This window comes from Marinobacter nitratireducens, assembly GCF_000708045.1.
Classification (GTDB): Bacteria; Pseudomonadota; Gammaproteobacteria; order Pseudomonadales; family Oleiphilaceae; genus Marinobacter; species Marinobacter nitratireducens.
The window spans coordinates 514,908-541,862 of the sequence record NZ_ANIE01000003.1; the positions used below are offsets into that span (position 1 = coordinate 514,908).

At 56.2% G+C, this 26,955-nt stretch carries 24 protein-coding genes and 1 tRNA gene; 10 read left to right on the forward strand and 15 right to left on the reverse strand.

Annotated features, from left to right (window positions below; genetic code table 11):
- Positions 1-173: 173 nt before the first annotated feature.
- Positions 174-803, forward strand: a complete 630-nt coding sequence (locus tag D777_RS04230; protein WP_036129593.1) for a class I SAM-dependent methyltransferase — start codon at positions 174-176, stop codon at positions 801-803.
- 81 nt (positions 804-884) lie between these two features.
- A tRNA-Leu gene (locus D777_RS04235) sits at positions 885-971 on the forward strand.
- A gap of 55 nt (positions 972-1,026) precedes the next feature.
- Here D777_RS04235 and D777_RS04240 read toward each other — a convergent pair.
- Entirely contained in the window at positions 1,027-2,622 is a 1,596-nt protein-coding gene (locus tag D777_RS04240; RefSeq protein ID WP_036129594.1) for a sensor domain-containing diguanylate cyclase, read from the reverse strand.
- 251 nt (positions 2,623-2,873) lie between these two features.
- On the opposite strand from D777_RS04240, the gene D777_RS04245 reads away from it, so the two are divergent.
- Complete coding sequence (locus tag D777_RS04245) at positions 2,874-3,665, forward strand: enoyl-CoA hydratase (protein WP_036129000.1); 792 nt, start codon at positions 2,874-2,876, stop codon at positions 3,663-3,665.
- Between the two features lie 12 nt (positions 3,666-3,677).
- Here the strand turns inward: D777_RS04245 and D777_RS04250 are convergent, their stop codons facing one another.
- The 3 genes from D777_RS04250 to D777_RS04260 are packed head-to-tail and all read right to left on the reverse strand — an operon-like array spanning position 3,678 to position 5,879.
- The gene (locus tag D777_RS04250) at positions 3,678-4,208 is read right to left on the reverse strand and encodes a DUF192 domain-containing protein (RefSeq protein ID WP_227501660.1); all 531 of its coding nucleotides are present in this window, start codon (positions 4,206-4,208) and stop codon (positions 3,678-3,680) included.
- The gene (locus D777_RS04255; protein WP_036129004.1) at positions 4,172-4,933 is read right to left on the reverse strand and encodes an ABC transporter permease; all 762 of its coding nucleotides are present in this window, start codon (positions 4,931-4,933) and stop codon (positions 4,172-4,174) included. The genes D777_RS04250 and D777_RS04255 overlap by 37 nt, the downstream gene beginning before the upstream one ends.
- 25 nt (positions 4,934-4,958) lie before the next feature.
- Positions 4,959-5,879: an ABC transporter ATP-binding protein gene (locus D777_RS04260; protein ID WP_036129006.1), complete on the reverse strand. Its 921-nt coding sequence runs from the start codon at positions 5,877-5,879 to the stop codon at positions 4,959-4,961.
- Positions 5,880-6,010: 131 nt separating this feature from the next.
- Here D777_RS04260 and D777_RS04265 point away from each other — a divergent pair, with 131 nt between their 5' ends.
- Both D777_RS04265 and D777_RS04270 read left to right on the forward strand, forming a co-directional pair.
- Positions 6,011-6,481, forward strand: coding sequence for a hypothetical protein (locus D777_RS04265; protein ID WP_036129595.1), 471 nt, complete (start codon positions 6,011-6,013; stop codon positions 6,479-6,481).
- Between the two features lie 89 nt (positions 6,482-6,570).
- Positions 6,571-6,876 carry a hypothetical protein gene (locus D777_RS04270; RefSeq protein WP_036129008.1) on the forward strand — a complete coding sequence of 102 codons (306 nt, stop codon included), beginning with the start codon at positions 6,571-6,573 and terminating at the stop codon, positions 6,874-6,876.
- Here the strand turns inward: D777_RS04270 and D777_RS04275 are convergent.
- The 4 genes from D777_RS04275 to D777_RS04290 all read right to left on the reverse strand — a co-directional run bounded on the left by D777_RS04275 (position 6,869) and on the right by D777_RS04290 (position 10,577).
- Complete coding sequence (locus D777_RS04275) at positions 6,869-7,435, reverse strand: hypothetical protein (protein ID WP_201443327.1); 567 nt, start codon at positions 7,433-7,435, stop codon at positions 6,869-6,871. The two genes, D777_RS04270 and D777_RS04275, sit on opposite strands and share 8 nt — an antisense overlap.
- Before the next feature lie 136 nt (positions 7,436-7,571).
- Complete coding sequence (locus tag D777_RS04280; RefSeq protein ID WP_036129009.1) at positions 7,572-9,038, reverse strand: PhnE/PtxC family ABC transporter permease; 1,467 nt, start codon at positions 9,036-9,038, stop codon at positions 7,572-7,574.
- Between the two features lie 13 nt (positions 9,039-9,051).
- Positions 9,052-9,702 (reverse strand): phosphonate ABC transporter ATP-binding protein, encoded by a 651-nt coding sequence (locus D777_RS04285; protein WP_036129010.1) that lies wholly within the window; start codon positions 9,700-9,702, stop codon positions 9,052-9,054.
- Positions 9,702-10,577 (reverse strand): putative selenate ABC transporter substrate-binding protein, encoded by an 876-nt coding sequence (locus tag D777_RS04290; protein ID WP_036129012.1) that lies wholly within the window; start codon positions 10,575-10,577, stop codon positions 9,702-9,704. Before D777_RS04290 ends, D777_RS04285 begins: the two co-directional genes overlap by 1 nt.
- A gap of 116 nt (positions 10,578-10,693) precedes the next feature.
- Here D777_RS04290 and senB point away from each other — a divergent pair, with 116 nt between their 5' ends.
- Positions 10,694-11,683 carry a selenoneine biosynthesis selenosugar synthase SenB gene (gene senB / locus D777_RS04295; protein WP_036129015.1) on the forward strand — a complete coding sequence of 330 codons (990 nt, stop codon included), beginning with the start codon at positions 10,694-10,696 and terminating at the stop codon, positions 11,681-11,683.
- On the opposite strand, the gene selD is transcribed toward senB, so the two are convergent.
- From selD to D777_RS04315, 4 genes are all read right to left on the reverse strand, one after another.
- On the reverse strand, positions 11,684-13,960 hold the full coding sequence (gene selD, locus D777_RS04300) for a selenide, water dikinase SelD (RefSeq protein ID WP_036129016.1): 2,277 nt from the start codon (positions 13,958-13,960) through the stop codon (positions 11,684-11,686).
- Entirely contained in the window at positions 13,960-14,586 is a 627-nt protein-coding gene (locus D777_RS04305; protein ID WP_036129018.1) for a helix-hairpin-helix domain-containing protein, read from the reverse strand. Before D777_RS04305 ends, selD begins: the two co-directional genes overlap by 1 nt.
- A 42-nt stretch (positions 14,587-14,628) precedes the next feature.
- A complete protein-coding gene (locus D777_RS04310) occupies positions 14,629-15,027 on the reverse strand; it encodes a hypothetical protein (protein WP_036129020.1) in 399 nt (132 codons plus the stop codon).
- 172 nt (positions 15,028-15,199) lie between these two features.
- On the reverse strand, positions 15,200-16,720 hold the full coding sequence (locus D777_RS04315; RefSeq protein WP_036129022.1) for a bifunctional GNAT family N-acetyltransferase/carbon-nitrogen hydrolase family protein: 1,521 nt from the start codon (positions 16,718-16,720) through the stop codon (positions 15,200-15,202).
- Positions 16,721-16,867: 147 nt separating this feature from the next.
- Between D777_RS04315 and D777_RS04320 the strand changes: the two genes are divergently transcribed.
- Positions 16,868-18,754, forward strand: coding sequence for a methyl-accepting chemotaxis protein (locus D777_RS04320; RefSeq protein WP_036129024.1), 1,887 nt, complete (start codon positions 16,868-16,870; stop codon positions 18,752-18,754).
- Here D777_RS04320 and D777_RS04325 read toward each other — a convergent pair.
- On the reverse strand, positions 18,751-19,692 hold the full coding sequence (locus D777_RS04325) for a transporter substrate-binding domain-containing protein (RefSeq protein WP_227501661.1): 942 nt from the start codon (positions 19,690-19,692) through the stop codon (positions 18,751-18,753). The genes D777_RS04320 and D777_RS04325 overlap by 4 nt on opposite strands.
- A 176-nt stretch (positions 19,693-19,868) precedes the next feature.
- On the opposite strand from D777_RS04325, the gene D777_RS04330 reads away from it, so the two are divergent.
- A complete protein-coding gene (locus D777_RS04330; protein ID WP_036129026.1) occupies positions 19,869-20,423 on the forward strand; it encodes a PaaI family thioesterase in 555 nt (184 codons plus the stop codon).
- On the opposite strand, the gene recQ is transcribed toward D777_RS04330, so the two are convergent.
- Positions 20,424-22,295: a DNA helicase RecQ gene (gene recQ / locus D777_RS04335; RefSeq protein ID WP_036129598.1), complete on the reverse strand. Its 1,872-nt coding sequence runs from the start codon at positions 22,293-22,295 to the stop codon at positions 20,424-20,426. It lies immediately after the preceding gene.
- Positions 22,296-22,512: 217 nt separating this feature from the next.
- Here recQ and D777_RS04340 point away from each other — a divergent pair, with 217 nt between their 5' ends.
- Positions 22,513-23,706, forward strand: coding sequence for a 1-acyl-sn-glycerol-3-phosphate acyltransferase (locus D777_RS04340; protein ID WP_036129027.1), 1,194 nt, complete (start codon positions 22,513-22,515; stop codon positions 23,704-23,706).
- Positions 23,707-23,739: 33 nt separating this feature from the next.
- Positions 23,740-24,399 carry an alpha/beta hydrolase gene (locus D777_RS04345; protein ID WP_036129030.1) on the forward strand — a complete coding sequence of 220 codons (660 nt, stop codon included), beginning with the start codon at positions 23,740-23,742 and terminating at the stop codon, positions 24,397-24,399.
- Here the strand turns inward: D777_RS04345 and glgP are convergent.
- Positions 24,396-26,948 (reverse strand): alpha-glucan family phosphorylase, encoded by a 2,553-nt coding sequence (gene glgP, locus D777_RS04350; RefSeq protein ID WP_036129032.1) that lies wholly within the window; start codon positions 26,946-26,948, stop codon positions 24,396-24,398. The two genes, D777_RS04345 and glgP, sit on opposite strands and share 4 nt — an antisense overlap.
- Positions 26,949-26,955 lie beyond the last annotated feature (7 nt).

Sequence of the window (26,955 nt, forward strand, 5' to 3'; positions counted from 1 at the left end):
TCATGACAAATAGCGGGAACAGCGTTCCTGCACGGCCGCTGCACAGGCTTATTTTGTTGATTGTTGTTACCGGCAGTGTCGGAATTATTACGAAAAACAGCAGTCACAAACATGGGGCGAAATGTCGCACCCTTGATTTATGACAAGAGTCAGCAATCAGTATGGGCCAGCCGATGAGCTTTTACGAAGACAAGATACTTCCACACATCATAGATAAAGCCTGTTCTATGGGCCAGGTGATGAAACTGCGCAGCCAGGTGGTGCCGCAGGCCAAAGGTAAGGTACTGGAAGTGGGCATGGGCTCGGGCATCAACCTTGAATTCTACAACCCGGAGCACGTTGAACTCGTGTACGGCCTGGAGCCATCGGAGGGTATGCGACGCAAGGCCCTGCCGAACCTTGAGCGTGCCAGTGTCGACGTGGAGTGGCTCGACCTGCCCGGAGAGCAAATTCCGCTAGCGGATGAGAGCGTAGACACGGTATTGCTGACCTTTACGCTGTGCACCATTCCGGACTGGCACGCAGCTCTGCAGCAAATGAAACGCGTCCTGAAACCGGGCGGGGAGCTGCTGTTCCTGGAACACGGTGAATCCCCGGATACGAGCACGCAGAAGTGGCAGCATCGAATTACCCCAGGCTGGAAAAAACTCGCCGGCGGCTGCCATTTGAACCGCAACATCGCCGACCTTATCCGCCTCGCAGGGTTCGAGATCCAGGAGCTGGAAAACCTGTACATCCCGAAGGCACCCAGGATCGCCGGCTACATCTACAAGGGCAGGGCAACCAAGCCCACGCAAAGCTGAATTGGACCGGGGGAGTGATTCGGAATTGCGTTACCGAACACGGCCTTATACAATTCCGCCCGTCATAATCTCCCTCCGAATGCCCGGATGGTGAAATTGGTAGACACAAGAGACTTAAAATCTCTCGGCCGCAAGGCCGTGCCGGTTCGATTCCGGCTCCGGGCACCATCATTGACGACGGTTTACGTTCTAAAAGCTGTCGACCCGTTTCGCAGATGTGAACTCAAACCACGGCCTCAGGCTTTCGATAACAGAAAACCCGATTCCTTCCGTTTGCCTTGGCGGCATAAAGCGCCTTGTCCGCGCTTCTCATCAGCGCAGTCGCTGAGCGGGTTTCGGCTTCGCGGGTGCTGGTTACGCCCACGCTCAGGGTGACCACGCTCGCCATGGGCGAGGCCTCGTGAATGAGCGCCAGCTCCTCAACGGCTTTCCGGAGCTTTTCGGCGTAGCGTGTTGCTACGTCCAGCGAAGTGTTCGGCATGAGCACGCTGAACTCTTCTCCGCCGGTTCGGGCGATCAGGAAGCCGGTGCCTTCCAGGCTTTTCTGCATACCCTCAGCGACCTTTACGAGGCACACGTCGCCGGCCTGGTGGCCGTACTGGTCGTTGTACTTTTTGAAGTGATCGATATCGACCATCATGGCCGATAATTCCTTTTCGTCGCCCTCAGCCAGTTGCTGCTCCAACGTCGCGTCATACTTGCGTCGGTTGGGCAGAGTGGTCAGTGGGTCCTGCATGGAGAGGGCTTTGAGGGTTTTGGCCTGATTGTTCTGTCGATTAATCATGCGCTGGAAGTGCCGGGCCAGTTTGCCGAACTCATCTTTACGGATGAGCAGGCTAGAGGGCACTCGGGACAGCTCTCCGAAATTGGTGGTGGATTCGAAGGTGTGCTGATTACTGGTAAACCGGATGAATTGGCTTAGGGGTCGTAACACCACAGTAAACAGCAACAGTAGGACCAACCCGATCACGGCAATGAGCAGCGCGGCGGTCCAGCTCAGAGCATAGCGAAAGGTTTCTGTGCCAGCTTTAAAGCGGTCTCTGGGAATGCGAGTGTTTAGGATCAGATCGTACCCGGGGGTGTCGCTCCGCAGGTAGTGGGACGATCGGAGTGCGTCGTCACTGCGCTGCAGGTTGATTTGATGGTCCGATTGGCTACCGGCGGGCTGCGCCAGGATTTGTACCGGCAGGCCGGTTTGTTCTTCCAGAAGATTGGTCAGCCTCGCATCGATCAGTCGAATGGTTAATAGCCAACCTTTGCGTGGGCCCTGACGATCGGTACGCAATATCGGTGCAATGGCGGCGAGTGAGGCTCTGGGGTGGGCCAGATTAAAGGACAAACCCGAGTCCGGAACGTCTGCCAGGATAGGGCGTACGCTCTTTACCATCGGTTCCGCCCACTCGCAGGGGCCCATCGCGCGGGTACACAGGCTATAGGCGTTTGTTTCCGGATCGATACCCGCTACAAACGCCGGGGCACCTTCGGCATCGAAGAACACCATGAGTTGTGTGTGCAGGTCCTCGAACATCTCTTTACTGAAGTTCGCATCGGCATAGGTGGTGTGTTGGCCCTGAATGAATTCGTAGGTGTCGTCCCAATGCGCCCAGTCCCTGACGTGAGCCATCAATGCCGCGCGGTTCTGGTTCAGGGAGTTTTCAATGCGAAGCAGTTCTTTGTTGGCTAATGCTACTTCTTCCCGCATTAAAGCCGGTGCGAACACGAAGTGGTCAATGAGAAACAACGCAGATACGGCCACAACAAGGAGAGTGCCGAGATAGGCCACAAAGCGGCGAATAAGTGAGTGGAAGCCAGATGTCATCTGTGTGTGTCTCGTGATCATTTGAACAGTGTGCATTATGCACCTGTTATCTTTCCTTACCAGTTAAAGCTTACTATGTTGCTAAAATGGACACATTGGGTAAAACACCTAGGTTTTGGCAGGTTTTACGGTAGTTGACGTTTTTGAATGGGTACGTCCTGTCCTGCGACAAAAGTCGCTTCGACACGGTGAGTTTGCTAGGGAATACTGAAACCATCCCATAATCCACAGAATAACCAGATGGAGCGGCTATGAGCACGAATGCGAAGCCCTTGGTGCACAAGTACAGCGAGCACGGAATAACCACGCTGACCCTGGATCAACCGGAACGCCGTAACAGCTTGTCGATGGCGATGCTGAAAGCGCTATCGGATGAGTTGGACCAGATCGCCGAGGACCCGGCTACCCGGGTAGTGGTGCTTGCCGCACATGGAAACGTGTTCTGTGCCGGGCACGATCTCAAGGAAATTCGGGAGCAGCTGGACAGTGATCAGTTCCAGCTGGAGCTGTTCCAGCAGTGCAGTAAGGTGATGCAGCAGATCGTGAATCTTCCCAGACCTGTGATTGCCCGTGTTGCCGGTATCGCCACGGCGGCAGGCTGTCAGCTTGTTGCCAGTTGTGACCTGGCGGTGGCGGCAGATACCGCAAGATTCGCAACACCCGGCGTCAATATCGGGCTGTTCTGCTCCACGCCGATGGTGGCGCTGTCTCGCAATGTCTCTCGGAAACACGCCATGGAGATGCTGCTGACAGGGGAGATGATCGGCGCCATCAAGGCCGAGCGCATCGGGCTGGTGAACCGGGTTGTCGACGAGCAGGTGCTCGATGAAACAGTCTACTCCCTGGCCAACACCATTGCCGGCAAGTCCAGCCATACCCTGAAGATCGGGAAGGAGGCCTTCTATAAGCAACTGGAAATGCCACTCTCAGAAGCCTACGACTACACCTCACAGGTGATGGCAGACAATCTCAAAGCGGATGATGCGGGCGAGGGGATCTGTGCGTTTCTGGATAAGCGCAAGCCGGACTGGAAGGATAGCTAAAGCCCTTCGCGCTTATTCTGGGCAGTTGGTGGCGCCGACAAGCAGGCGGTCACCAACGCCAATCCTGTTGGTCTCGAAATACCCCGAATTCATCTCAATGGCATATCGGAAGGGCTTCCCGGCGGGGTAGGTGGGGCACTGGCTGCTATCGGACGAGGCGCATGGCGTCATGGTCTGGATGTTGACGATACGCTTGCTTGACGAAAGATAGGCGATATCCAGCGGTATGAGTGTGTTGTACATCCAGAAGCCGTGGTCAGGGGACCGGTTCTGGTCGTAGATAAAAAGCATTCCAGTGTGCTCGGCTAATCGCGTGCGCTCCATCAGGCCTCGTTGCCGCTCGTTGAACGTCCGGGCGATCTCCAGGACAACTGGGAAAGCCCGGTTGCCGCTGATGAAGCACCCCGGGCGTTGTTCCAGACCGGTTTGTGGTGCGGCGACGGCAGACAGACTACCGGCAACCGCAACGGCAAGCGCCGCTCCACGAGCGCACCGCCGCAACCGGTTCATGAGCGGAGACGGTACCCGGTTTTGAAGATCCACCAGATGCTCGCCATGCAGCCCAGCATGAACACCATTGTCATCCCTACGCTGATGCCCACGTGCACGTCGGAGACCCCATAGAATGCCCACCGAAATCCGCTGATCAGGTACACCACCGGGTTGAACAGACTGATGGTCTGCCAGACCTCTGGCAGCATGTCGATGGAATAAAAGGTACCGCCAAGGAATACCAGTGGTGTCACCACCATCATGGGGACGATCTGGAGTTTCTCGAAGCCATCAGCCCAGATGCCGATGATGAATCCGAACAGACTGAAGGTGATGGAGGTCAGTATCAGGAACGAGATCATCCAGATTGGATGGAGAACACTGTAATCCACAAACAATCGAGCGGTCGCGAGGATGATCAGCCCGAGGATGACCGACTTGGTGGCGGCTGCGCCCACGTAACCAAGCACCACTTCCACGTAGGACACCGGTGCCGACAGCACCTCGTAGATGGTGCCAGAGAATTTGGGCATGTAGATACCGAAAGAGGCGTTGGAAATGCTCTGCATCAACAGCGACAGCATGACCAATCCGGGAATGATGTACGCCCCGTAACTGATGCTGTCGATGTCGCCCATTCGGGAACCAATGGCCGAACCAAAGACCACGAAGTATAGGCAGGTGGAGATGACCGGGGCGAGCACACTCTGCATTACGGTGCGTTTCATCCGGGCCATTTCGAAGTTGTAGATAGCGCGAACGCCGTAGAGGTTCATGCGTTTCTCCTGTTAGCCGGCTGGCTTATTCGTGGACCAGCCCGACGAAGATCTCTTCTAGGGAGCTCTCCCTGGTTTGCAGGTCTCGGTATTCGATGCCCAGGTCCCCCAATGTGCGGAGCAGTCGCGCTACTCCGGCTTGTTGCTGCTGGGAATCAAAGGTGTAAATGAGCTCATAGCCGTCTTCGGACAGCTCAATCGGTTCGAGGGTCAGTTCACCGGGCAGCTTGTCCAGTTTTGCCTGAAGCTGAAGGCGAAGTTCTTTCTTGCCCAGCTTGCTCATCAACCGGTCCTTCTCCTCAACGAGGATGATTTCCCCTTGCCGAATCACGCCAATCCGGTCGGCCATTTCCTCGGCTTCTTCGATGTAATGGGTTGTGAGGATAATGGTGGTTCCGTTCTCCCGGAGTTTACGAACCATTTCCCACATGTCGCGGCGGAGCTCGACATCGACACCGGCTGTTGGCTCATCGAGAAACAGGATCTGGGGCTCGTGGGAGAGCGCCTTGGCAATCATCACGCGCCGCTTCATGCCACCTGATAACGACATGATCCGATTGTTGCGCTTGTCCCAGAGCGAGAGATCCTTGAGGACTTTCTCGATGTGCGTGGGCTTGGGCGATTTACCAAACAGCCCCCGGCTGAACGAGACGGCATTCCAGACGGTTTCGAAGGAATCAGTATTCAGTTCCTGTGGGACCAGCCCAATGGCTGCACGAGCCTTGCGGTAGTCTTTTCGGATGTCGTAGCCAGACGCTTTGGCTTCGCCACTGGTCAGGTTGACGATACCGCAAATGATGCTGATGAGCGTGGTCTTACCAGCACCATTGGGGCCGAGCAGGGCAAAAATCTCGCCCCGGTTGATCTCCAGGTTAATCCCTTTCAGGGCCTGGAATCCGTCCTCGTAGACCTTGCTGAGGTTCTTTACGGAGATATCCGGCTGCACGGGCGTGTCCTGTTTCAAAATGGGTAAGGTATGGAGGCGTGGCATTTTCTCATGACTGGCGCCACTTTAGAAACCTTTGCCTTGTTGCGGATTACCTCCATAATGCACTCCGGATTTTACGTGGAATGGTTATGTTTAGAGCAATAGCAATTGTCGGATTGATTGTTGGCCTGGTCGCAGCCGTTGTTTTTGGTCCCAGGTATCTGCAGAACGATTCATCGTCAGAAACGGCAGGCATTGATCGGCCAGCCTGCGACTTGCTGGCAGGCCCCTGTACCTGGGCGGATGAGCGAGGTGACTGGCGGATGGTGCTCAAGCCGTTGGGCGATGATGGGCAAGGGCAGGAATACCGTCTTGAGATAGACGCCCCGGTGGAACCAGTGCGTTTCCTGGCGGTGCTGAGGGGCGAGTCCATGTATATGGGGGAGTATCCGGTGCCGTTGAAACGGGTTGCGTCGCGCACTTATGAAGCGCGTTTTACTGCCCCCGTCTGCACCGAGGATAACGCCATGGTTTGGCGGATTGACTTACAGTCCGGCCAAGCGCCTCTTCAAGGTGGTGGTTCGATGAAGCCTATCTTTCAGGCGGCGTCTCATGAATAGGCCTGATGATCCCTCGATCATGGCTGACATCACCCTGATTTGATGTAAAATTCCTGACACTTAATAACTCAAACGCCAGGGACTACGTGATGGATTACGGGGACAGCGTGCAGAAAGTGCTGCTACGCAAAATCAGAAAGGCCGAGCAGGATCTGGTTCAGCTCAAACTGGATTACTGTCGGTTCGTGTTTGGACTAACCCACCGGGCCCGAGTGGTCTCGGCAGGCGTTACCTATGTGGTGAGTTCCGTTGATGTGGAATCCATGGCCAATACAGACGATGGCGAATTCACCCGCCCGGTGATTACGGGGCTGCCGGCGGATCAGGCTGGGAGTAATGCGGTCGTGCTTGGAACAGACTGGACGCTCGAGAAAACCGCGACGGCCATCAAATAAAGGCGTTGGCAGTGATCGCCTGATACAGGCTCTGTTCTGGAGACACGTAGTGGTGTCGGCTCCAGAACTCGGCCCCTTCAAGCCCCCCACGAAAGCAGGCCAAGGTCATGCTGCTTGCGGCGATTGATTGGATTGCCTGTGAGGCGGTGGACTGAGCCAACCCCGTTTTCCGATTAGCGATATAAGTGACCAACTCAATCAGCGACTCCGAGTGACGAACCGACTTGTCGCACAGAGAACAGGCTGCGCCATAGAGCCACGCAGCCGCATAACACCGCACCAGTTCCGGCGCCTCGGCCAGATTGAGCCCCTGTACCCGACAATCCCGCTCCTGGAGCCCGGCCAGGATATGAAGCTGCGTGAACAATTCCGTCCGATCCAGTGTTGAAACAGGTGCCTTCTGGCTACCCGACCACCGGTACTGAGCAGTGGCACTGGCATCCTGGTAGGAAGCCGCTGCAAGAGGCTCGGATCGCGATAATGCCACCATCCTGAGTGCCAGTACGCCCAGCAGTGCAACGAGCCCGGCCTGGGTAATCAATACCAGTGCGTAAGCCATGATCCTTGTACGCTCACATATTTCTGAATGTAAGCAGAGTGTAACGCACTGTAACTGGGGTGAGGGGTAAACCGTTTGGCAAATTGCAGACAGAATTGGCTGAAATGACGTTTCTGTGACGGAATTCTCAGCGAAATTAGCAGGTTGGCATGGTCTGCAACGCGAGCTTGCTACGGATGTAGCGGCCGAGGGCGTCAATGCCAATGTTGAGACCCGCTGTAATCAGGATCAGCACCATGGCCTTGTCGAACTGAATGTTCTGAATCGCGCTGTCGACGTAAAAGCCGAGTGTATAGATACCCAGTATGCCGAGAATCGCGGTCTCCCGCATGATGATTTCCCAACGGTAGAACAGGAAGGCAAGGAATGAGCGGTAGATCCTGGGCACCAGCTCCCAGCTGTATCGACCGAAGCCCGTTACGGCATCCGGGCGAAGACGGATACCGTTGGTCTGTCGGCCGATCAGGTGCCCGATAATTGCACCGTTATGAAGTGCCAGAGCAATGACCGCCGGCAGCATGGACGGGCCCCAGAGCTGGAGGAGGATGTAGGCCAGTATGTACTCCGGGGTGGAGCGGGCGACAACCAGGAAGACATGCCCGGATGTGCGCCGAACAGGGCCGCCAAAATGTTTCGAAATCAGCGGAAACATCAGCAAGGCGAGTATGCCCGTCGCAACCAGCGCAACCTGGGTAAGTACCACGGTGTTCCAGATGCCCGGGAGCGCCTGCTCGACCATCAGGTCCCCGGCCCATGACATTAACCCGGACAAGCCTTCGCCATCTTTGAGCGGCGACGGAATGATATCTTCGGTAAAGAATCGCTCTACATTGCCCCAGACAATGGGCAAGCCCTCCCCGAGAAAAAAGGGCGCGCCCAGCACGTAGACCGGGAGAAGTTTGGGGCGAACCCAGAGTGGGATTGTGGCAATCAAGACGTAAAACAGGATGAGCATCGCACCCGCGTCCGAATACAGGCCCTGGGAGAACGAGGCCTCCAGATAGAACCCGAGGGTGGGCAGGCCCACAAATCCGAGAATCGCGCTGGAGCGCAGGCCGCACTCCAGTCGGTAGGCGGTGTAAGTGCGCATCTGGGCCCAGCAGTCTGGAATCCGGGCATAGAGAAACGCGGCAATCCGTCCCGTGCCCGGTGGCAGGAGTCGGCCAGGTTCGGGGTCCGCTTCGTCAAGGATCTCCGAGTACACCTTGGCAAAGATGCCCGAGTAGGGAATGGCAATCGCGAGCACGCCAGTCAACGGGTGAAAGCCAAAGAACTGGAGAAAGATCAGTGCCCAGAACAGTTCGTGTATGGCGCGAATGAAAGCACAGAAAATGCGCACCGGCCACGCACGATAGACAAGTGCCAGGAAGAAACCAAAAAAGCTGCCCAGTGCGACGCCGACAAACGCAAAGGCGACGGTACGGAGCAGGGCGGTCAGCAGCCCTTCAGAGCTGAAAAAGTTGGGGGTGATGACACCGAGAAAGAAGTTGCCCAGATCCCGCCATGGGTTGGCTGCGGTGATGGCGATATCGGCAAAGGCGAGCCCGACAACCGCTATCGCCAGAAATGCGAGACTTGTGCGCACCGTCGGGTAGGAAAACATCTGGGCGTTCGCTCTAGTAGAGGGCCATGATATCGGCGGAGGTCAGGCGCTCACTGTGCTCATCGAGAGCGACCTGGCCATCCTGGATACCAATGATCCGGTTGCAATATTTCAGCGCCAGATCTACATCGTGCAGGGCAATCACACTTGTGGCAAATCGCTTTTTCAATTCGTTCATGACCAGATGTGCAAGTGGCCCATCCAGCGCAGATACCGGTTCGTCCGCGAGCAAAAGGCCGGCATTGCGGTAAATGGCCCGGGCGATTGCGACGCGTTGGCGTTGCCCGCCGGAGAGTGATGCGGTTGGTGTCCATAGCTTCTCGGGCATGCCGAGTGCTTTCAGCAGCGCTTTGATCGATGAACGATCGGCTGAGAACGGACGGATCAGGGAGAGCGTGTTGTACCAGGTGGGATGCCGGTCCAGCTGCCCCATAAAAACGTTGTGAAACACCGGCAAGGCGTTGACCAGACCAAGTTCCTGAGGCACCAGTGAGGATTCACGGCCAACGTGTTCATGAACGAGGCGGATGAGCGTTGATTTACCTGCACCGCTCTTGCCGACCAGAGCGACCTGCTCACCGTCGTTCACTTTCAGTGAGAGCGGGCCAATCACCCGCTCGCCACCGAAAGAGGCCGTAAGGCCGGAAAGATCGAACCCTGACATCAATCGAGGATTCCGATCTCTTCTGCCGTTTTGCGAATTGGCTCGTAGTCGTCATTGGACGCCGGGATAAAGCCGGAACGCGGGAAACTCTCGAGCAGGGCAGGATCATCCAGATTCAGCAGAGCCTGCTTAACGCGATCCTTGAAGCCATCTCCGAACCGCTCGTCCACATCGCCACGAATGGTCCACTGATAATCCGGATAGGCCGGGGTCTTCCAGATGACTTCAACGGCATCCGTGTCGATGTTGCCGTCGCCCAGTTCCTTCTGCCAGACCTGGAAGTTCAGTGCGCCCACCTGGTAGGTGCCTGCTTCTACAAGACGTAGCGTGCGGGTATGGTTGCCGCTAAATCCGACACGGGAAAAGACGTCTTCCGGCGCGTCGCCAAAGGTGTCACGAATATAGAACTCTGGCATCAGGCGGCCGGAAGTCGATCCTTTCGAACCGAATGTGAAGGTTTTGTCCCGGAGCTGGTCTTCCAGACTTGCGAAATCGTCAGCAGGCTCGATACCGGTGGACGTATTCGCGATGAAGTAGGTTTCAAACGCTTCGTCCTCAACGCCCTGGGCGATTGCCTCGGAGCCTGGCACCAATCGACGTGCCTGAACCCCGGACAGCCCACCAAACCATGCCAGTTGTACCTGGTTATTGCGGAAAGCAGACACCGCTGCCGCATAGGATTTCACGGGAATGTAGCGAACCTCGGCATCCAGCTCCTCAGAGAGGTAATCCGCCACACCGCGGAATCGCTCAACCAGTTTGGTTTCGTCTTCGTCCGGAATCGCCGTGAACACGAAGGTCTCGGCAGAAGCGGTCACGGTCGCAGTCATCAGCAAGCTGGAAACCAGAAATTTCCGTATATGGTCAAGAGCCATGGGTCGTCCTTACTTGGAAGAGTTGGAATTTGTTTAGAGGATACCTTGATTTACGTTAACTCTGAACCGCTATACGATTTAAGCCTTTATATGGCTCAAATAACCAAGATGCCTCTATGCACATAATAATTATTACGCCGGCTCCGCCGGGATCGCGGGCCGGCAATCGGGCCACCGCGCTGCGTTGGCAACACCTACTTCAGTTGTCTGGCCACCGGGTCGATGTGGTTACCCGGTACAGTGGCGAGCCCTGTGATTTGTTTATAGCCCTTCATGCCTGGCGTAGCCATCAGGCAGTGAGGGAATTTCATGATGATTGGCCTGATCGTCCGCTTATCGTGGCGCTGACCGGTACGGATGTTTATCGTCACCAGTTTGAGTTCCCGGAGGAAACCCTTGCGTCTATGCGCCTCGCTGACGCCCTGATCGGTCTTCACTCACAAGTCGCAAACGATATTCCAGCTGATTTCCGCGCCAGGCTGATAGCACTTAAACAATCGGCTCCTGATCCCAGCGTCGCCTGGTCTGCGAATCACTCAGGTACTGACTTCAAGGTCTGCGTTATTGGTCATCTGCGGGAAGAAAAGGACTCATTGCTTACCGCGCGGGCGGCGCGATTGCTCCCTGAACGTTCTCAGGTTCGGGTGTGCAATGCGGGGAAGGCGAATGACGACAGCTGGCAACGCATGGCGGAGCAGGAAGCGGCGGTGAATCCCCGATTTGAATGGATTGGTGAGGTGGACCAGTCAGACGTTGAGTCACTGATGCTCTCCAGCCAGGCCATGGTCATCAGTTCCGTGATGGAAGGCGGCGCCAACGTTGTATCGGAAGCGTGTCGCATGGGCATTCCGATTCTCGCTTCCGATATTCCCGGTAATCGCGGGCTGCTGGGGGACGACTATAGCGGTTACTTTAAGGCACAAGACGCAAAGCAGCTCGCTACGTTGCTGGCCAGGGCAGAGAACGACCCCGGATTCCTGGCAACGCTGGCGTCGCAGGTAGCCGCCCTGGCGCCGGAATTCACGCCAGAGCGGGAGAGCGCTTCCCTTGATGAGGCCTTAAAGCGGGCCATCGAGCACTGCTCTGAACGGCAAGCCAATGAGTGATCAGTCAATCAGCGTAATGGGCTCGATGGCGCCTTCCATGTCCTGTTCGGTAACCCGTCCGATCACGGTGGTATGAGGGTAGCCCAGGGCCTTGAGCTCATGAATACAGGCTTCCGCCTTGTCTGCTGGAATACTCGCAAGCAGACCGCCGGCGGTTTGCGGGTCGAAAATCAGGGGGTAGCGCGGGTGGTTTACCCACTTGGCCTGATCCCGTATACCCCGGCGGAGTCTCACATTGGCCGGTTGCAAGGAGCTGAGGATGCCCGCCGCAGCGGTTTCTTCCGCTCCGGGTAGCATGGGAATGGACGACAGATCCAGTTCGGCATCAACGCCTGATGGCCGTGTCATTTCCACCAGGTGCCCGAGAAGGCCAAATCCGGTTACATCCGTACAGGCCTTTGAGCCATAGCGCCTCAGGCATTCCGCTGCCAGCCGGTTGGACTGAACCATGGATGCGAGGGCCGAGTCGATCCACCGGCCTTTGGCGGCAAGTCGTGCATGAGCAGCAAAGAGGGTGCCGGTTCCGATGGGCTTGGTCAGGATCAGAACATCTCCAGCCCGAAGGCCGCCCTTGCTCATGACCTCTTCGGGATCAATCAGCCCGTTGACGGCAAAGCCCAGCGCCAGTTCTTTGCCTTCGCCGGTGTGGCCGCCCACCAGGGCGCAACCTGCCTCGTTAAGCACCTCAACGGCTCCGGACATCATCTGGTAGACAACGTCTTCCACTTTCGATTCGATGCCATAGGGGACCGTTGCAACGGCGGTTGCACTCTGGGCTTCGGCACCCATGGCGAAGACATCGCCCAGGCTGTGATTGGCGGCAATGCGACCGAACACGTAGGGGTCGTCAATGAAGGCTCTGAAGAAGTCGACAGTGTGAACGACGGCTTTACCGGGAGGCACCCTCAGTACGGCGGCATCGTCCGGCGCGTGAAGGCCAATGATAATGTCATCCCGCTCTATCGGCTTCAGCTCTCCTAGTGCCCGGGAAAGCACGGTGCTGCCCACTTTGGCACCGCAGCCGCCACATCGCATGGCGACGGCGGAAATAGCCTGAGAAGCTTCCTCCGCCGACTGTGCGGCGCCTGTATCCGGCAGGGCGGCGGCGTCCTCCATGGGCGGCAGATCGTTGAATTTGGCCATAAAGCGCCGGTCGATCCAGTCTTTCCAGCGCCACACCCAGGCGCCGTCAAACTGGGTGTCACCCCTGGACGCCACGGCGTACTTGTCCCCGGTACTGATCAGGGCGAGCCATTTCTTCTGGGGGTTAAAATCTTTCGGGGCCTTACCGAGCGCCATTCGCTTGAGATTGTCGGCCAGCGGTGGCCCCTGGCGAACGGCAAACACACCGGCTTTTTCGCGGGGGTGATTGATGACATTGGCGATATCGCCTGCTGCGAAGATCGCGTCATCGGTTTCCGTTTGCAGGGTATCGCGCACCCTCAGAAACAGTCCGTCGTCCAGGGCCAGACCAGTCTCTTTCAACCATTCGGGACCGCCGGCGCGGGTCACCCAGAGTACCTCATCAGTTTCGAAGGACTGGCCGTTTTCCGTGACCAGCACACCCTGTTTCACCTGTTGCACAGGCGAGCCGAGATGCATCTTGACGCCTCGTTCTGACAGCTTTCGGCGGAAAACACCCCGCACCTTCGGGTTGTGAGTCGGTAGAATCTCATCGGCCGCATCAAACAGGTGGAAGTGAAGCTGATCAGGATCCTTTCCGCGCTGCCTGAATTCATTCTGGAGCCGGAACTGCATGGCGAGAGTGAGCTCGACGCCACCGGCACCTGCGCCAACCACGCTGATGGTCAACGGTCCTTCGTGGTTTTCCATGCGTGAAAGCAGGGCAAGCCAGCGGGCGTTAAACCCGTTGATGGGCTTCACCGGGACGGAATGCTCTGAAGCACCTTCAACGTCCTTTACCCGGGGCGACGATCCGATATTGATCGACAGCAGGTCATAGGGCACATCCGGACGGTTGCGACAGATGACTCGCTTGCGGTCACGGTCGAGCCCGACGGCTTCATCACGATAGAAACGTGCGCCCGCATACTCCGCGAGTTTGCTCAGATCAATATGGACGTCGTCGTAGCTGTAATGGCCGGCGACGTATCCAGGAAGCATTCCGGAGTAGGGCGTGTGGGTATCGCGGCAGATGAGTGTTAGGCGCACGCCGGGGACCGGGTTCATGGCGAACCGTTTGAGTACCCCGACGTGACTGTGCCCGCCGCCAACCAGGACGATGTCCCGTAATACAGGCTGGTCAGGCGTTCGCATTAGAGGAGTTTCTTGGCTTCGGCGCTAAACTCGGCAGAGCCTTTGACGTTGGAAAATGCTTTCAGCTTTTCCTGATCCGCCGCAGAGGGATTGGCGATCTGATCGATAGAAGTAATGCCCGCCTCTTTCATTTTTTTGGCGGTTGCGGGGCCGATGCCCTTCACCAGGGTGAGGTTGCTCTTGTCGAGCTTCTTAGGAGCTGCCGGTTTCTTGGCCGGGGCCTTCTTAGCCGCAGGCTTCTTGGCTACCGGCTTTTTGGCGGGGGCCTTCTTCTCAGCGGGTTTGCTGGCCTTGGCTGCAGGTTTAGCTGCGGGCTTTGCGGCCGGCTTGGTTTTCGGCAGATCTTTCTGCGCGACACCCAGGCGCTCAAGCACGCTGTTCTGAAGTTCCTGGAACTCCTTCATGCGGCGCTCGAATTCTTCATTGAAGCGTTTCATTTCGCGTTCACGGAGGTCATCGACTTCCTTGAGCAGCTTTTTGAACGGGTCCTGAATTTGATTCTGAAGCGAATCAAATTGCTTGAGGGCATCGTTAATCAGGCCTTCAATTTGCTGGGAGGTCTTCTCGATCTCCTTGTTGACCTTTTTCACGATCTTATCAACGCTCGGTTTGGCTTTCTTTGCCATGGAACTGTCTCCTTAGGGGACGAGGGGAATGATAAATCGAGATCAGGCCATTTGCCGGAAACCGGAGACTGGCCCTGAGGAACGCCTGGATTTCAGGCTCTGTTTCTTCGACAGCACTTCACGGATTCGACGCAGCTTTTCTGCGAGCGGCGAACGGTTGCCTGTGTCGGGCTCAACAAAATCAATCGAGTAGAAGAAGTTGCTGCAGTGTTTTCTACGCTCGGTAACGAGGCCTGACACACCTTCAGCCCGAATCTGATCGAACGGCATGTCCATGACCACATCCATAACGATCGTATCGCCCGGCTCAAACACCTTGTCTGTCTTGATCACGCAACCATAGGCGTCCAGCTCGTACAGGAAGGCCTCCACAAGCTCTTTCCGGAACAGGCTTTTTCGGATCCGGAAGCGGGCGATAAGATCTGGTAATGCTTCGTTCATGAACTCGTTTCTCTGATGATTTCCGTATCCAACAGCTGCCTGTCGAACCCAAGACAGGACTGGATAATGCCTAAACAATAGACACTGATGATGACTTTGACAATATCATCAGTGTCCTACAATGAATCTCTCATGAATTTTATCAACGTAACGGCTTCGCTTTTGAGGCCAATCACTTTTTGTTCAATTCGTACATATCAACGCGGCGGTCTTTGAGGTTCGTCACCGAGCCCTCGTTTCTAACCAGTGTCAGTTTTTCCAGATCCATATCCGAGAACATGATCATCTCGGTATTGGGTGTGGTTTCAGCCATCACCGCATCATGGGGGAACGCAAAATCTGACGGAGAGAACACCGAGGATTGCGCGTACTGTACGTCGAGATTTTCCACCTTGGGCAGGTTACCGACACTGCCGGTAATCACCACATAACACTCGTTTTCGATGGCCCGGGCCTGGGCGCAATGTCTGACTCTCAGGTAGCCGTTTTTGGTGTCGGTCCAGAAGGGCACCATGATGATGTCCACGCCCTGGCTCGCCGCAATACGGCCCAATTCCGGGAACTCGATATCGTAGCAGATCATGATCGCCACGCGGCCAGCGTCAGTGTCGAACACCTGAAAATCGTTACCGCCTTCAATAACCCAATCACGGCGCTCGTGGGGTGTTATGTGAATCTTGCGCTGTTCATCCACGCGGCCGTCACGGTGACACAGGTACGAGACGTTGTAGACCCGGTCGTTTTCGATCAGCGGCATCGAGCCGGTAATAATGTTGATGTTGTAGCTCACCGCCATTTCTGACATCTGGTCACGGAACTGTTCAGTGAAGCCGGCGAGGAAGCGGATGGCCCGAGTCTGGTCCACCTGATCGGTGAGTCCCATTAGCGGGGAATTGAAAAACTCCGGGAAAAGCGCGAAATCGCTCTTATAGTCCGAGAGCGCATCAACGAAGTATTCCACCTGCTTCAGAACCTCTTCAACGGAACTGAATTCACGCATCTGCCACTGCACCGCACCCAGCCTGACTTGAGTTTTCTTGGCATTGAGTACGAGAGAAGGCGGCGTGTAGAGGATGTTGCGCCATTCCAGCAACGTGGCATATCCCAGAGACTTCTCGTCTTCCGGAAGATATTTGTGCATCAGGCGTGTGACCTGAAAATCATTCGAGAGCTGGAATGTCAGGATCGGATCGTAGATTTCTTTGCGATCCACTCGCTGGATGTACTCCTCCGGCGTGTATTGATCCGCGTACTTGAAGTAACTGGGAATTCGCCCACCGGCCAGAATAGCCCGCAGGTTCATGGAGCGGCAAAGCTCCTTTCTGGCTTCATAGAGCCGGCGCCCCAAACGATAGCCGCGGTATTCGGGGTGGATGAACACATCGAGACCGTACAGTGAGTCGCCATTGGCATTGTGCCAGATCTTCTCGTTGCGAAGAATCAGGTCATCATAGGTGTGTGGGTTGCTGAACCGTTCGTACTTAACGCAAACCGTGAGCGCGACCGCGACCAGCTGGCCGTTGTCCTCGATGCAGATCTGCCCATCCGGAAACTGTTCCACCAGCGCCTTGATGGTGTCCTTGGGCCAGGCACCGCCAATGTCGTCGTAGATCCGGTCCATCAACTCCTGAAGCTGGCTGTAGTCCTCAAGCGTCAGGTTGCGGAGATTGAGATGCAGCTCCTCGTGGGCCATTCAGGTGGGCTCCCTAAAGATCATTAAAGAAATGTCATAAAAACGCGGGTTGTGAACTAAGTTTATCAGAAGAAATTAAAGACTTTGTACCACGGGCCGTAACTCTGATTAGTTCCGTGCACTTTTACGATACATGAGGGTCTCATCGTGCAGCTGAGTTTTGGACAAAAATTACTCATCGCGTTTGGCGTGCTCCTGGTGCTGGTGATGGCCGCTTTTACCATTTCAGGGGATATTCGCCTTCGGGATACCACCTCAACGTATGTGGACGCCTTGGTTGACGACACGGTGGCTCAAAGTACGTCGAGCATTGCTGATTGGCTCAATACCCGCCTTGCAATGACTGAATCGGCGGCCAAAGCCCTGGAAAGTGCCGGCAATGATGCGCAGGCCCGGACATTGCTGCAGGCCATGACGGCAGGCGGTGGTTTTCGCGATGTGTACGTGGGCACTTCCGGCGGTTACATGCTGATGAAGACCGCGGCGGACAACGCGACCTTACCCGCTGACTACGACCCCAGGTCCCGTCCCTGGTTCCAGAAAGCCCGGGAAACCGGACAAGCCTCGTTTACCGAGCCATACCATGACGCCAGTACGAACGACACCATCATTTCCACCATGGCGCCGGTCAAGCGTGGGTCCTATGAAGGGGTTGCCGGGGCTGACATAGGCCTGGGCGCCATCGACAAGATTCTTAAAACGATCACTCTCGCCGGTACCGGCTATGCTGCCCTGATCAATGAGGCGGGCACTATCCTGTTCCATCCGAATCAGGAGTTGGTTGGCAAGAACATTAGCGTTCTGATCGGGGCACAACCGAAACTGGACGGCTCGGAACACAGCTTCGATGTTGAAGGCGCATCCTGGCTCGCCAGTTTTCATGGTATCCGGGACGCACGAGGCGTTGACTGGTATCTCGCCACGTTTGTTAATCAGGACAAACTCAATGCGCCAGTTCAGGATGCCAGAGTCAGCGGGTTGATCATTGCAGCCGTTGGTTTGCTGATCTCTCTGGTCATCCTTCGCTTTGGTATCAATGTACTGCTCGCTCCGGTGCGCCGACTCAATACCGCGATGGCGGATATCGGCAGTGGTGACGCGGACCTTACCCAGCGTCTGGATGATAGTGCTCGGGACGAATTCGGTACGCTCGCAGGCAGTTTCAACCGCTTCGTCGAGAACATTCAGACGGTCGTTCGGGATGTTCAACACGGCAGTCGGGAACTGGGTGAGAACGTGACCGCACTGCGGGAGACTGCTCGCACCAGCCGTACCAGCGTCGAGAGCCAGCAATCTGAAGTGGATATGGTGGCAACGGCCATCAACGAAATGTCGGCAGCGGCCGGTGAGATTGCGCAGAATGCGCAGCAGACGGCCGATGCCGCCAACACGGCGGACCAGGACAGCCGAGCCTCTCTGGAAACGGTGACTGCGTCCCGAGATGCCGTTGAAAAGCTCGCCAGGGAAGTGACAGAGGCTGCCGAAGTGATCGATACCCTCGGCAAGGATGTCACCTCGATTACGTCGGTACTGGAAGTCATTCAGGGCATTGCCGAACAGACGAATCTGCTCGCTTTGAACGCGGCGATCGAAGCCGCGAGAGCTGGGGAAGCAGGCCGTGGCTTCGCGGTCGTTGCCGATGAAGTGCGCAATTTGGCTCAGCGCACGCAGGCCAGTACTGAAGAAATCAACAACATGATCGAGCGCCTGCAGAAGGGCGCGAATGACGCCGTGGAAGTGATGAAGGCGTCAACGGCGGTTTCCAATGTCAGCATGGAAAAAGCGCAGGATGCCATGGAGTCTCTCAATAGAATCGCGGAGGCAATCACGGCCATCAGCCAGATGACGTCCCAGATCGCGACGGCGTCGGAAGAGCAGACATCCGTCACCGAAGAACTGAATTCGTCCATCACGCGGATTTCTGATCAGGGCCAGGAGGCGGCTGCGGCGGCCAGCGAAAACGACGTATACAGCGGCCACATTGAGACGATCGGAGAAACCCTGAACCGTAATGTTTCCCGGTTCCGGGTCTAACGGGTAAGTATGTCGAGGCGGCGCTGGAGGTTCTCCAGTGTCCGCCGCCCTACGTGCCAGGACTCTTCGGTCAGGTAAGGGTTGTCCAGCACAACAACACTGCGACGATGCAGGTTCAGCATTTCCACGGCACGGCCATAGTATTTCTTCAGAAACACCGCAAAGCTGCCATCGCTGATTGCCCGCTCCATCCCCAACTGAAGGCGGTGGGCGGTCTCGTGATCCCCTGGCGCGACGAACAGGTAGGAGGGCATCGGGTAGGCGAGCAAAAGGTTTGGCTCGATCACCAGGTCTGCGTCGTGCTGGTTTTCCATATCATAGAGGACCTCACTGACGCCCCTGGCAAAGCATTCAAACCGGTTCTTCTTGAGCATTCCGAATAGAATTTCGAACCGGGTATGGGTAATCACCTTGATTCCATTTGCCTGCAGGACGGAGGTGTCCGGCCAGTGCGAGCCCTGGCCGATGCGAATGTCGGAATTGACCAGATCTTGAAGATTATGGATGCCTTTAAACATATCGAGCTTGTCGGGCATCACGAGACAAACCCGAAACCCCAACAAGCCACCGTCGATAGGGATAGGGATGGGCGTCAGGAATTCTTCCCTCTGGGCTGAGGTAGCTACATTTGCGATATCAACGAGTCCGGAGCGATTACTGCTTAGTTCGCGAAGCACCCGTCCCTGACTGAGTTCCTCGCTGCGCAGCACCCGGAAATCGCCGTACTCGGGGGTCTTTCGGAGTGATAGTTCGACCAGGGCTCGAATGGCAGGGCTGTCGTAGTTGCGGTACCAGAGAATGTAGTCTTTCGAAGAAACGACGTTCGCCTTCAGGGACGGGCACACCAGCGCAACGGCACACAGCAGCGCCGTTAGCGCCCTGATCGTTCGGTAGCGTCGTATTTGGGTGTGCGCCTGAGAAGCAACAGAGTGTTCCAATATCAGAGTCCTTTCTCCCGGGGGAACGGTTCAGCCTCAGCCCTTACTTTAGAACAGAATTGGTCTCAAAAACGCTAATACATTCAAAATAGTGTTAAAAGTTTTGGCATTGCACCTTGCGGCGAGGGGAAGTGGTTGTAATGATTCCCCTCCAACGACAGCATTGGAGCAGCTTCATGGCCCTTATTGACAACCTTATTGGCGCCACTGGTAGTTTTATCGCGGGGACCGACTCTCAGGCAACGCTTGCCAGCCCGCTTGAGTGGCTGAAAAAAACCGGCGGCTATGCCGCCGTGAATCGGATTATCGGATTTTCGATTCCTTTTGCCCCGAGAAACGGCTTCAGTGTGGAGGAGATCAAACCGGGATACGTACGCGCCAGAATCAAACTCAAAGGCAACAAGAACCACTTCGGTAGCCTCTATGCGGGCGCGTACTTCCTGGTTGCAGAGATTCCCGGCGGTGTATTGACACTATTCGATCTCGGCCCTGCTTACACGCCGATCCTCAAGGAGATGACGCTGCAATTCCTGCAGCCTGCGAATTCAGATGTTACGGTGGAGTTTTCACTGACCAAACAGGACGTGGCGAGCATTCTTGCGGACGCCGATGCTACGGGGCGGGCAAAATTCAGTCTGGAAGGGCAGTTGCGGGACGAGCAGGGCAACCATGTGGCCACATCCATTGCCCATTACCGGGTACGGAAAAAAGGGTTCAAACAGACCGCCTGATCAGGCTTCCTGTTGATCCAGATTGGCGAGGGCTTCCAGGAAGATCTCGCCATATTTCTCCAGCTTGGCCGCGCCGACACCGTTTACTTCCGCAAGATCTGACAAGGTACCCGGACGGCGCTCGAGCATGTCGAACAGCGTTGCGTCGTGGAAAATCACATAGGGCGGCACGCCCTGTTGCTCGGCCAGTTCTTTACGGCAGGCACGCAACGCCTCCCAGCCCGCCTGATCGGTAATGTGTTCACGGGTAACCGCGCTTTTGCGGCCTTTTGAGTTGCGACGTTCGGCTTTGACCACCGGATCCTTGCGTAGCTGAACCTGCTCCTGCCCCTTTAGAAGCGGGCGGCACTTCTCCGTTAGCTGAAGTGCACCATAACCGTCGGGATCCGCCCGAAGGTAACCATTCGCAACCAGTTGGCGAAATACGGATTTCCATTCATTGGCGGAAAGTTCGGTCCCGATACCGTAGGTCGACACCTGATTGTGGCCGGATTGGATAATCCGTTCGTTCTCGGATCCCCGAAGTACGTCTATCAGGTAAGTAACGCCAAACCGCTGTCCGGTGCGGTAGACACAGGAAAGTGCTTTCTGGACGGCTACGGTTCCATCCCAGGTTTCAGGCGGTGTCTGGCAGGTATCACAGTTGCCGCATGGTTGATCAAGCGTATCTCCGAAATACTGCAAAAGTACCTGCCGCCTGCATCCAGTGACTTCACAGAGTCCCAGCATGGCATCCAGTTTTTGCCGCTCGATACGTTTGAAATGGTCCGTGCCCTGGGATGCCTCGAGCATCTGGCGGAGCTTGATGACGTCCTGCAACCCGTAGACCATCCAGGCCGTAGAGGGTTTGCCATCCCGCCCGGCGCGCCCAGTTTCCTGGTAGTAGGCTTCGAGGCTTTTGGGGAGATCCAGGTGAGCGACAAAGCGAACATCGGGTTTGTCGATGCCCATTCCAAAGGCGATGGTGGCAACGATAATCACGCCATCTTCCCGCAGAAACCGCTCCTGATTCCTGGCTCGCTCCTCGGAGGACAGGCCTGCGTGATAGGGCAGTGCGGTGTAACCTTTGTCCGCCAGCATACGTGCCGTGGCTTCGACCTTGTTCCTGGAAAGACAGTAAACAATGCCACAATCACCTTCATGTTCTGCATCAATAAATGAAAGTAACTGTTTGTTCGCATTTGTTTTTGGTGAAATACGGTATTGAATATTCGGGCGATCAAATCCGCTGATAAAGTGCCTGGCCTCGGTCAGCGACAGGCGCTCCGCAATTTCCTTCCGTGTTCGCTCGTCAGCCGTTGCGGTCAGGGCAATCCGGGGCACACCGGGGAATGCCTGGGCGAGCATGCTGAGTTGGAGATAATCGGAACGAAAGTCATGGCCCCACTGGGATACGCAGTGAGCTTCGTCAATCGCAAACAGGGAAATCGAGGTGTTGTGCAACAGTTCCAGTGTGCGGGGCTGTATCAGGCGCTCAGGCGCGCAGTAGAGCAGATCCAGCTCACCGGTGTTCAAGGCGTATTCGGTATCGCGGGCCTGCTCGTAATCCATGGTTGAATTGAGAAACGCGGCGTTGACACCCAATTCACGAAGCGCAGCGACCTGATCCTGCATCAGAGCAATCAGTGGCGATACAACGATTGCCGTGCCGGGCCGGACCAGAGCCGGCACCTGGTAGCAGAGGGATTTACCACCGCCCGTTGGCATCAACACCAGCGCATCTTTTCCTTCAACCACCTCGCGTATGATGTCTCCCTGGAGCGGGCGGAAGGATTCGTATCCGAAGACTTCGTGGAGCACCTGTTCCGGATCCTTCTGCTGCCCGGTAGGGCGCTCAGTTGCCAGTTGTTCGAAGTCCTGATCAAAAAACATAAGGTAGCCCGATTGTCCGGCGCGCAGCCGGGTTTGGTGCAGAGATACAGAAAATGCCTGAGCAGCGGGCGCAAATGATAACAGATTAACCCGCGAATATGCGCCAACAGACCTTTCAATGAGGCAAATCAGGGAGAGAAACGCTACAATATCGCGCCTTTGAACAATAGCTTCCTGGCAGCCGTTTCTGCCAGCTTTCGAAAACAACAGGGCTTACATGCAGGAATTTGATGCCATCCGTCCATATTCGGACGAAGAAACCGGCCCCGCGATCAACCGTCTGGTTAATGACCAGGAGTTTCTGGACATGGTTGGCCGCTTCAAATCCCCTACGATGGCGCGTTGGGCACCCGCCGTGTTGCGGATGTTCGTACGCCGCTGGCTGATCAGTCATTTTGGCAAGTACCACCGGGTGGATGACCTACAGGCCAGGCTATCGAGCTACGTATCCGAACTGGTGGACGACACGACAACCCGGGTGACGACCAGCGGCCTGGAAAATCTCGATAAGAAAAGCGCCCATCTGTTCATATCCAACCATCGGGACATCGTCTTTGATCCGATGGTGGTCAATCACCTGCTTTTCCATAACGGTTTCAAAACCACCCGGATCGCCATCGGCGACAACCTGCTTTCAAACCGTGTGTTTGCCGAGATGATGCGCCTGAACAAAAGCTTTGTGGTGCGCCGGAACATGACCAGCCCCCGCGAAATGCGTGATGCCTATCTGACGCTGTCCGGTTTTATCAATCACAGCATTCAGACCAACCACAGCATCTGGATTGCTCAGCGCGAAGGGCGGGCAAAAGACGGGCTGGATTTCACCGACCCGGCCATCATCAAGATGTTTTACATGAGCCTTAAAAAGAGCGGGCTCAGCTTTGCAGAAGCGATGAACAGCCTTCACGTGGTGCCGGTTTCGATTGCCTACGAATACGACCCCTGTGACGCAGACAAGGCAAAAGAACTCGAGACCAAGGCCAGGACCGGCAGCTACACCAAGGCGGAAGGTGAGGATTCCGAGCAGATCATGCGTGGCCTGACGGGGTTCAAGGGGCATGTGCATGTGCATTTTGGTGCCCCGATCACCGATGCACCGGATAACGCCAAAGACATGGCTGCGCGGATCGACCGTGAAATGCATGCCAACTACCATCTGCACGCCTCCAACCTGGTGGCCTACCAGATGCGTGGCATTCACCCGGAAGCCCACGACACGCCAGACAGCGTGAGTGATTCCGTGGTTACCGCGGAAACCTGGTCTCCGGCGGAGATTGAAGCGGCCGAGGCCGAACTGGAACGCCGTCTTGATGCCTGCGACCCGGCTATTCGTCAGTACCTGCTGGACATGTACGCCAACCCGGTGGTTACGGCGCTGGACGCCAATGCAGAACTGAACAAACCGGAATAACGCCGGCCAACTTTTCCCGAATTGAGGTGACCTGTGCAGGACTTGCAGTACATCGAACTCGAAACCGCACCGGAACCCACTGCCTCCGTGATCTGGCTGCATGGCCTCGGGGCCAGTGGCCATGACTTCGAACCGGTTGTCCCGGAACTGGGGTTGCCGGAGGATGCTGCCGTGCGCTTCATCTTCCCGCATGCGCCAAATCTTCCGGTTACGATCAATGGCGGTATGGTGATGCCGGCATGGTATGACATCAAGGCGATGGATATTGACCGGGTTGTCGACACCGAGCAGCTCCGTGCATCCGCCGTAGCCATCGCAAAACTGATCGATCAGGAGATCGAACGGGGCATCAAGCCAGAGCACATCGTGATCGCCGGGTTTTCCCAGGGCGGGGCGGTTGCCTACGAAGTGGCGCTGACTTACCCGAAGCGGCTGGCCGGCGTACTGGCACTATCAACGTACTTTGCGACTGCGGACAGCATCGATCCGAATCCCGTAAATGCGGGCATTCCGATCAACGTCTACCACGGCACCTTTGACCCGATTGTGCCGGAATCTCTTGGTGTCCGGAGCGTGAAAACCCTGAAAACCATGGGCTTTGATCCCGCCTATCAAACCTACCCCATGGAACACAGCGTGTGCCTTGAGGAAGTCGTGGACATCGGTCGTTTTATCCGCCGCCACGCCCTCTAGATCCAGAGCATGGCGCCCATTTCCAGAGGGTGGGACAGGGCGTCATGATACGGATACATCCTCAGCTTCAGGGTTTGAAGGCCAGGATAGGACGGTGGAACGCGGGCTGAAAACAGCGTCCTGCCGTCAGACTCGGATTCATATTCGAGGAAAACGTGACCGGGCCCGGAATCCTCATAGGAACCGGTGCAGCGAGGTTCAATCAGGCACTGAACCTGGACGTCACTGGCACTGAGACCATTGAGTTGCGCCTCGACACGAATCTCTACCGCCTCATCATGTGCGCAGGTCTGGGACACACTCCCGCAAATGGTCAAGGAAACCCCGGGCCATGCACGATTCACCTTTGCTTTCCATTCAGCCAACTCGGCAGCCAGTGCGCCGTGTTCTGCGGATAGTCTCTTACCCTGTGCCGTGGCTGGACCGTAGTACTTTTCAACATAGTCCATCACCATGCGCTGACTATTGAACCGGGGGGTGATGGATTTCATGGAATTCTTGGACCGGCGAACCCAGCCGCTCGAATATCCCTGAGCAGCCCGATCGTAGTAGAGAGGCACCATTTCGTACTCCAGCAGGTCGAGCAGGTCCCGCGCCTCTTCTTCATTACGGAATTCCGCATCCAGCTCGGTGTCCCTCGGGGTAATGGCCCAGCCGTTGGTGCCGTCGTAGCCTTCACCCCACCAACCATCCAGGACGCTGAGATTCAGTGCCCCATTTAGCGCGGCTTTCTCACCCGAGGTTCCGCTGGCTTCCTTCGGGTACTGCGGTGTGTTCAGCCAGACGTCCACACCGCTCAGCATCCGCCTGGCCATCGCCTGGTCGTAGTCCTCGAGCAAAATGATGTGCCCCATAAATCGGGGATTCATCGAAAGGTCATGGATGACTTTGATCAGATGCTGACCGGGCTTGTCTCGGGGGTGAGCCTTGCCGGCAAACACAAGCACAACCGGGCAATCCGGGTTGGTAAGAATTTCCTCAAGCCTTTGCAGGTCCGAAAAAATCAGGGTGGCCCGTTTATAGGTGGCAAATCGACGCGCGAATCCGATGACCAACGTGTCTTTATCCGGTGACACCAAATGCCTGGTCATTCTCTCGGTAATCGAGTGGCCCGTACCGTTGCGCCGGTGTTGTCGACCGAGTTGATCCACCACAAATTCACCCATCTGTTGTTTCAGTGCTTTGTGAACGCTCCAGTAGTGGTAGTCAGGAATGTTGTCCACAAAACTCCAGAATTGGGGGTTACGCAGCTCGCTTTTCCAGGAGGGCGCCTGGATGTCGAACAGACTGGCCCATTCGGGCGCAAGAAACGTTGGAACGTGAACGCCATTGGTGATGTAGCCAATAGGGTTTTCTGCGGCGGGAACCTGTGGCCAGATATCGCCTTCCATTTCAGAAGCAACGGTACCGTGAATCCGGCTGACGCCGTTATGGAAACGTGATCCCCGAAGCCCCAGGCTGGTCATGTTGAAACTGTCCCCACCGTTTTTGGCTCCGAGGGAAAATACTTTCTCAAAGTCCAGGCCGGAATCGCCGAGATAGTCGCCCAGAGCGTGCTGCATCAGGCTGCGCTGAAAGATGTCGTGGCCGGCCGGCACCGGCGTGTGGGTAGTAAAGAGGGTGGCGCCGGCTACCGCCTCCAGTGCGGCCTCGAACTCCAAACCTTCGGCCATCTTCATCCGGCAACGTTCGAGAATCTGGAAGGCCGCGTGCCCCTCATTGATGTGCCAGACTGTCGGTTCCAGGCCAAGGGACTGCAGCACTCGCGTGCCGCCGATGCCCAGGAGCATCTCCTGGCTGATGCGCGTCGATTCATCACCGCCATAGAGCTGCAGGGTCAACTCCTGATCTTCAGCGCTGTTCTCTTCGGTGTGGGTATCAAGCAGATAGAGCCGAATATGACCAACCCGGGCTTCCCAGACGCGCGCGGTCACGGTCCGACCCGGAAACGGCACCGACACTTTCATCAGCGTGCCGTCTTGCTCGACCGGCACGATCGGTAGTTCATCGCTTGAGTGGGAGTGATAGCGGGCGATTTGATGGCCCTGAGAATCGATGGACTGGATGAAGTACCCCTGCTGGTAAAGCAGACCAACGGCAACGAAGGGCAATCCGAGGTCACTGGCTGCCTTGCAATGGTCTCCTGCGAGAATGCCTAGCCCTCCGGAGTAGATGGGAAAGCTCTCATGAAAACCAAACTCGGCGCAGAAATAGGCGACCAGGGATGTCTCCGGAGCCAGGTTGTCGACCACTTCCGGTACCGGCTCAGCGTCCAGATAGGCGTCATAACTGCTCAATACGCTTCGGTATTCGGCGAGAAAAGAGCGATCCTCGGAGGCCTCATCCAGTCTGGCCTGGGCGACCCGCCGGAGAAACAGCTTGGGATTGTGTTCCACCTTTTGCCACAGGGGAAGATCAATTCTGGCATAGAGGCTCCTTACCCCGTTGTCCCAGCTGTAGAACAGATCATTTGCCAACTCTTCCAGACGGCTAATCGGTTCCGGGATATCCGGACGGGCTTCAAGACGGAATTCAGTTACCTTGCGCATGATTGCC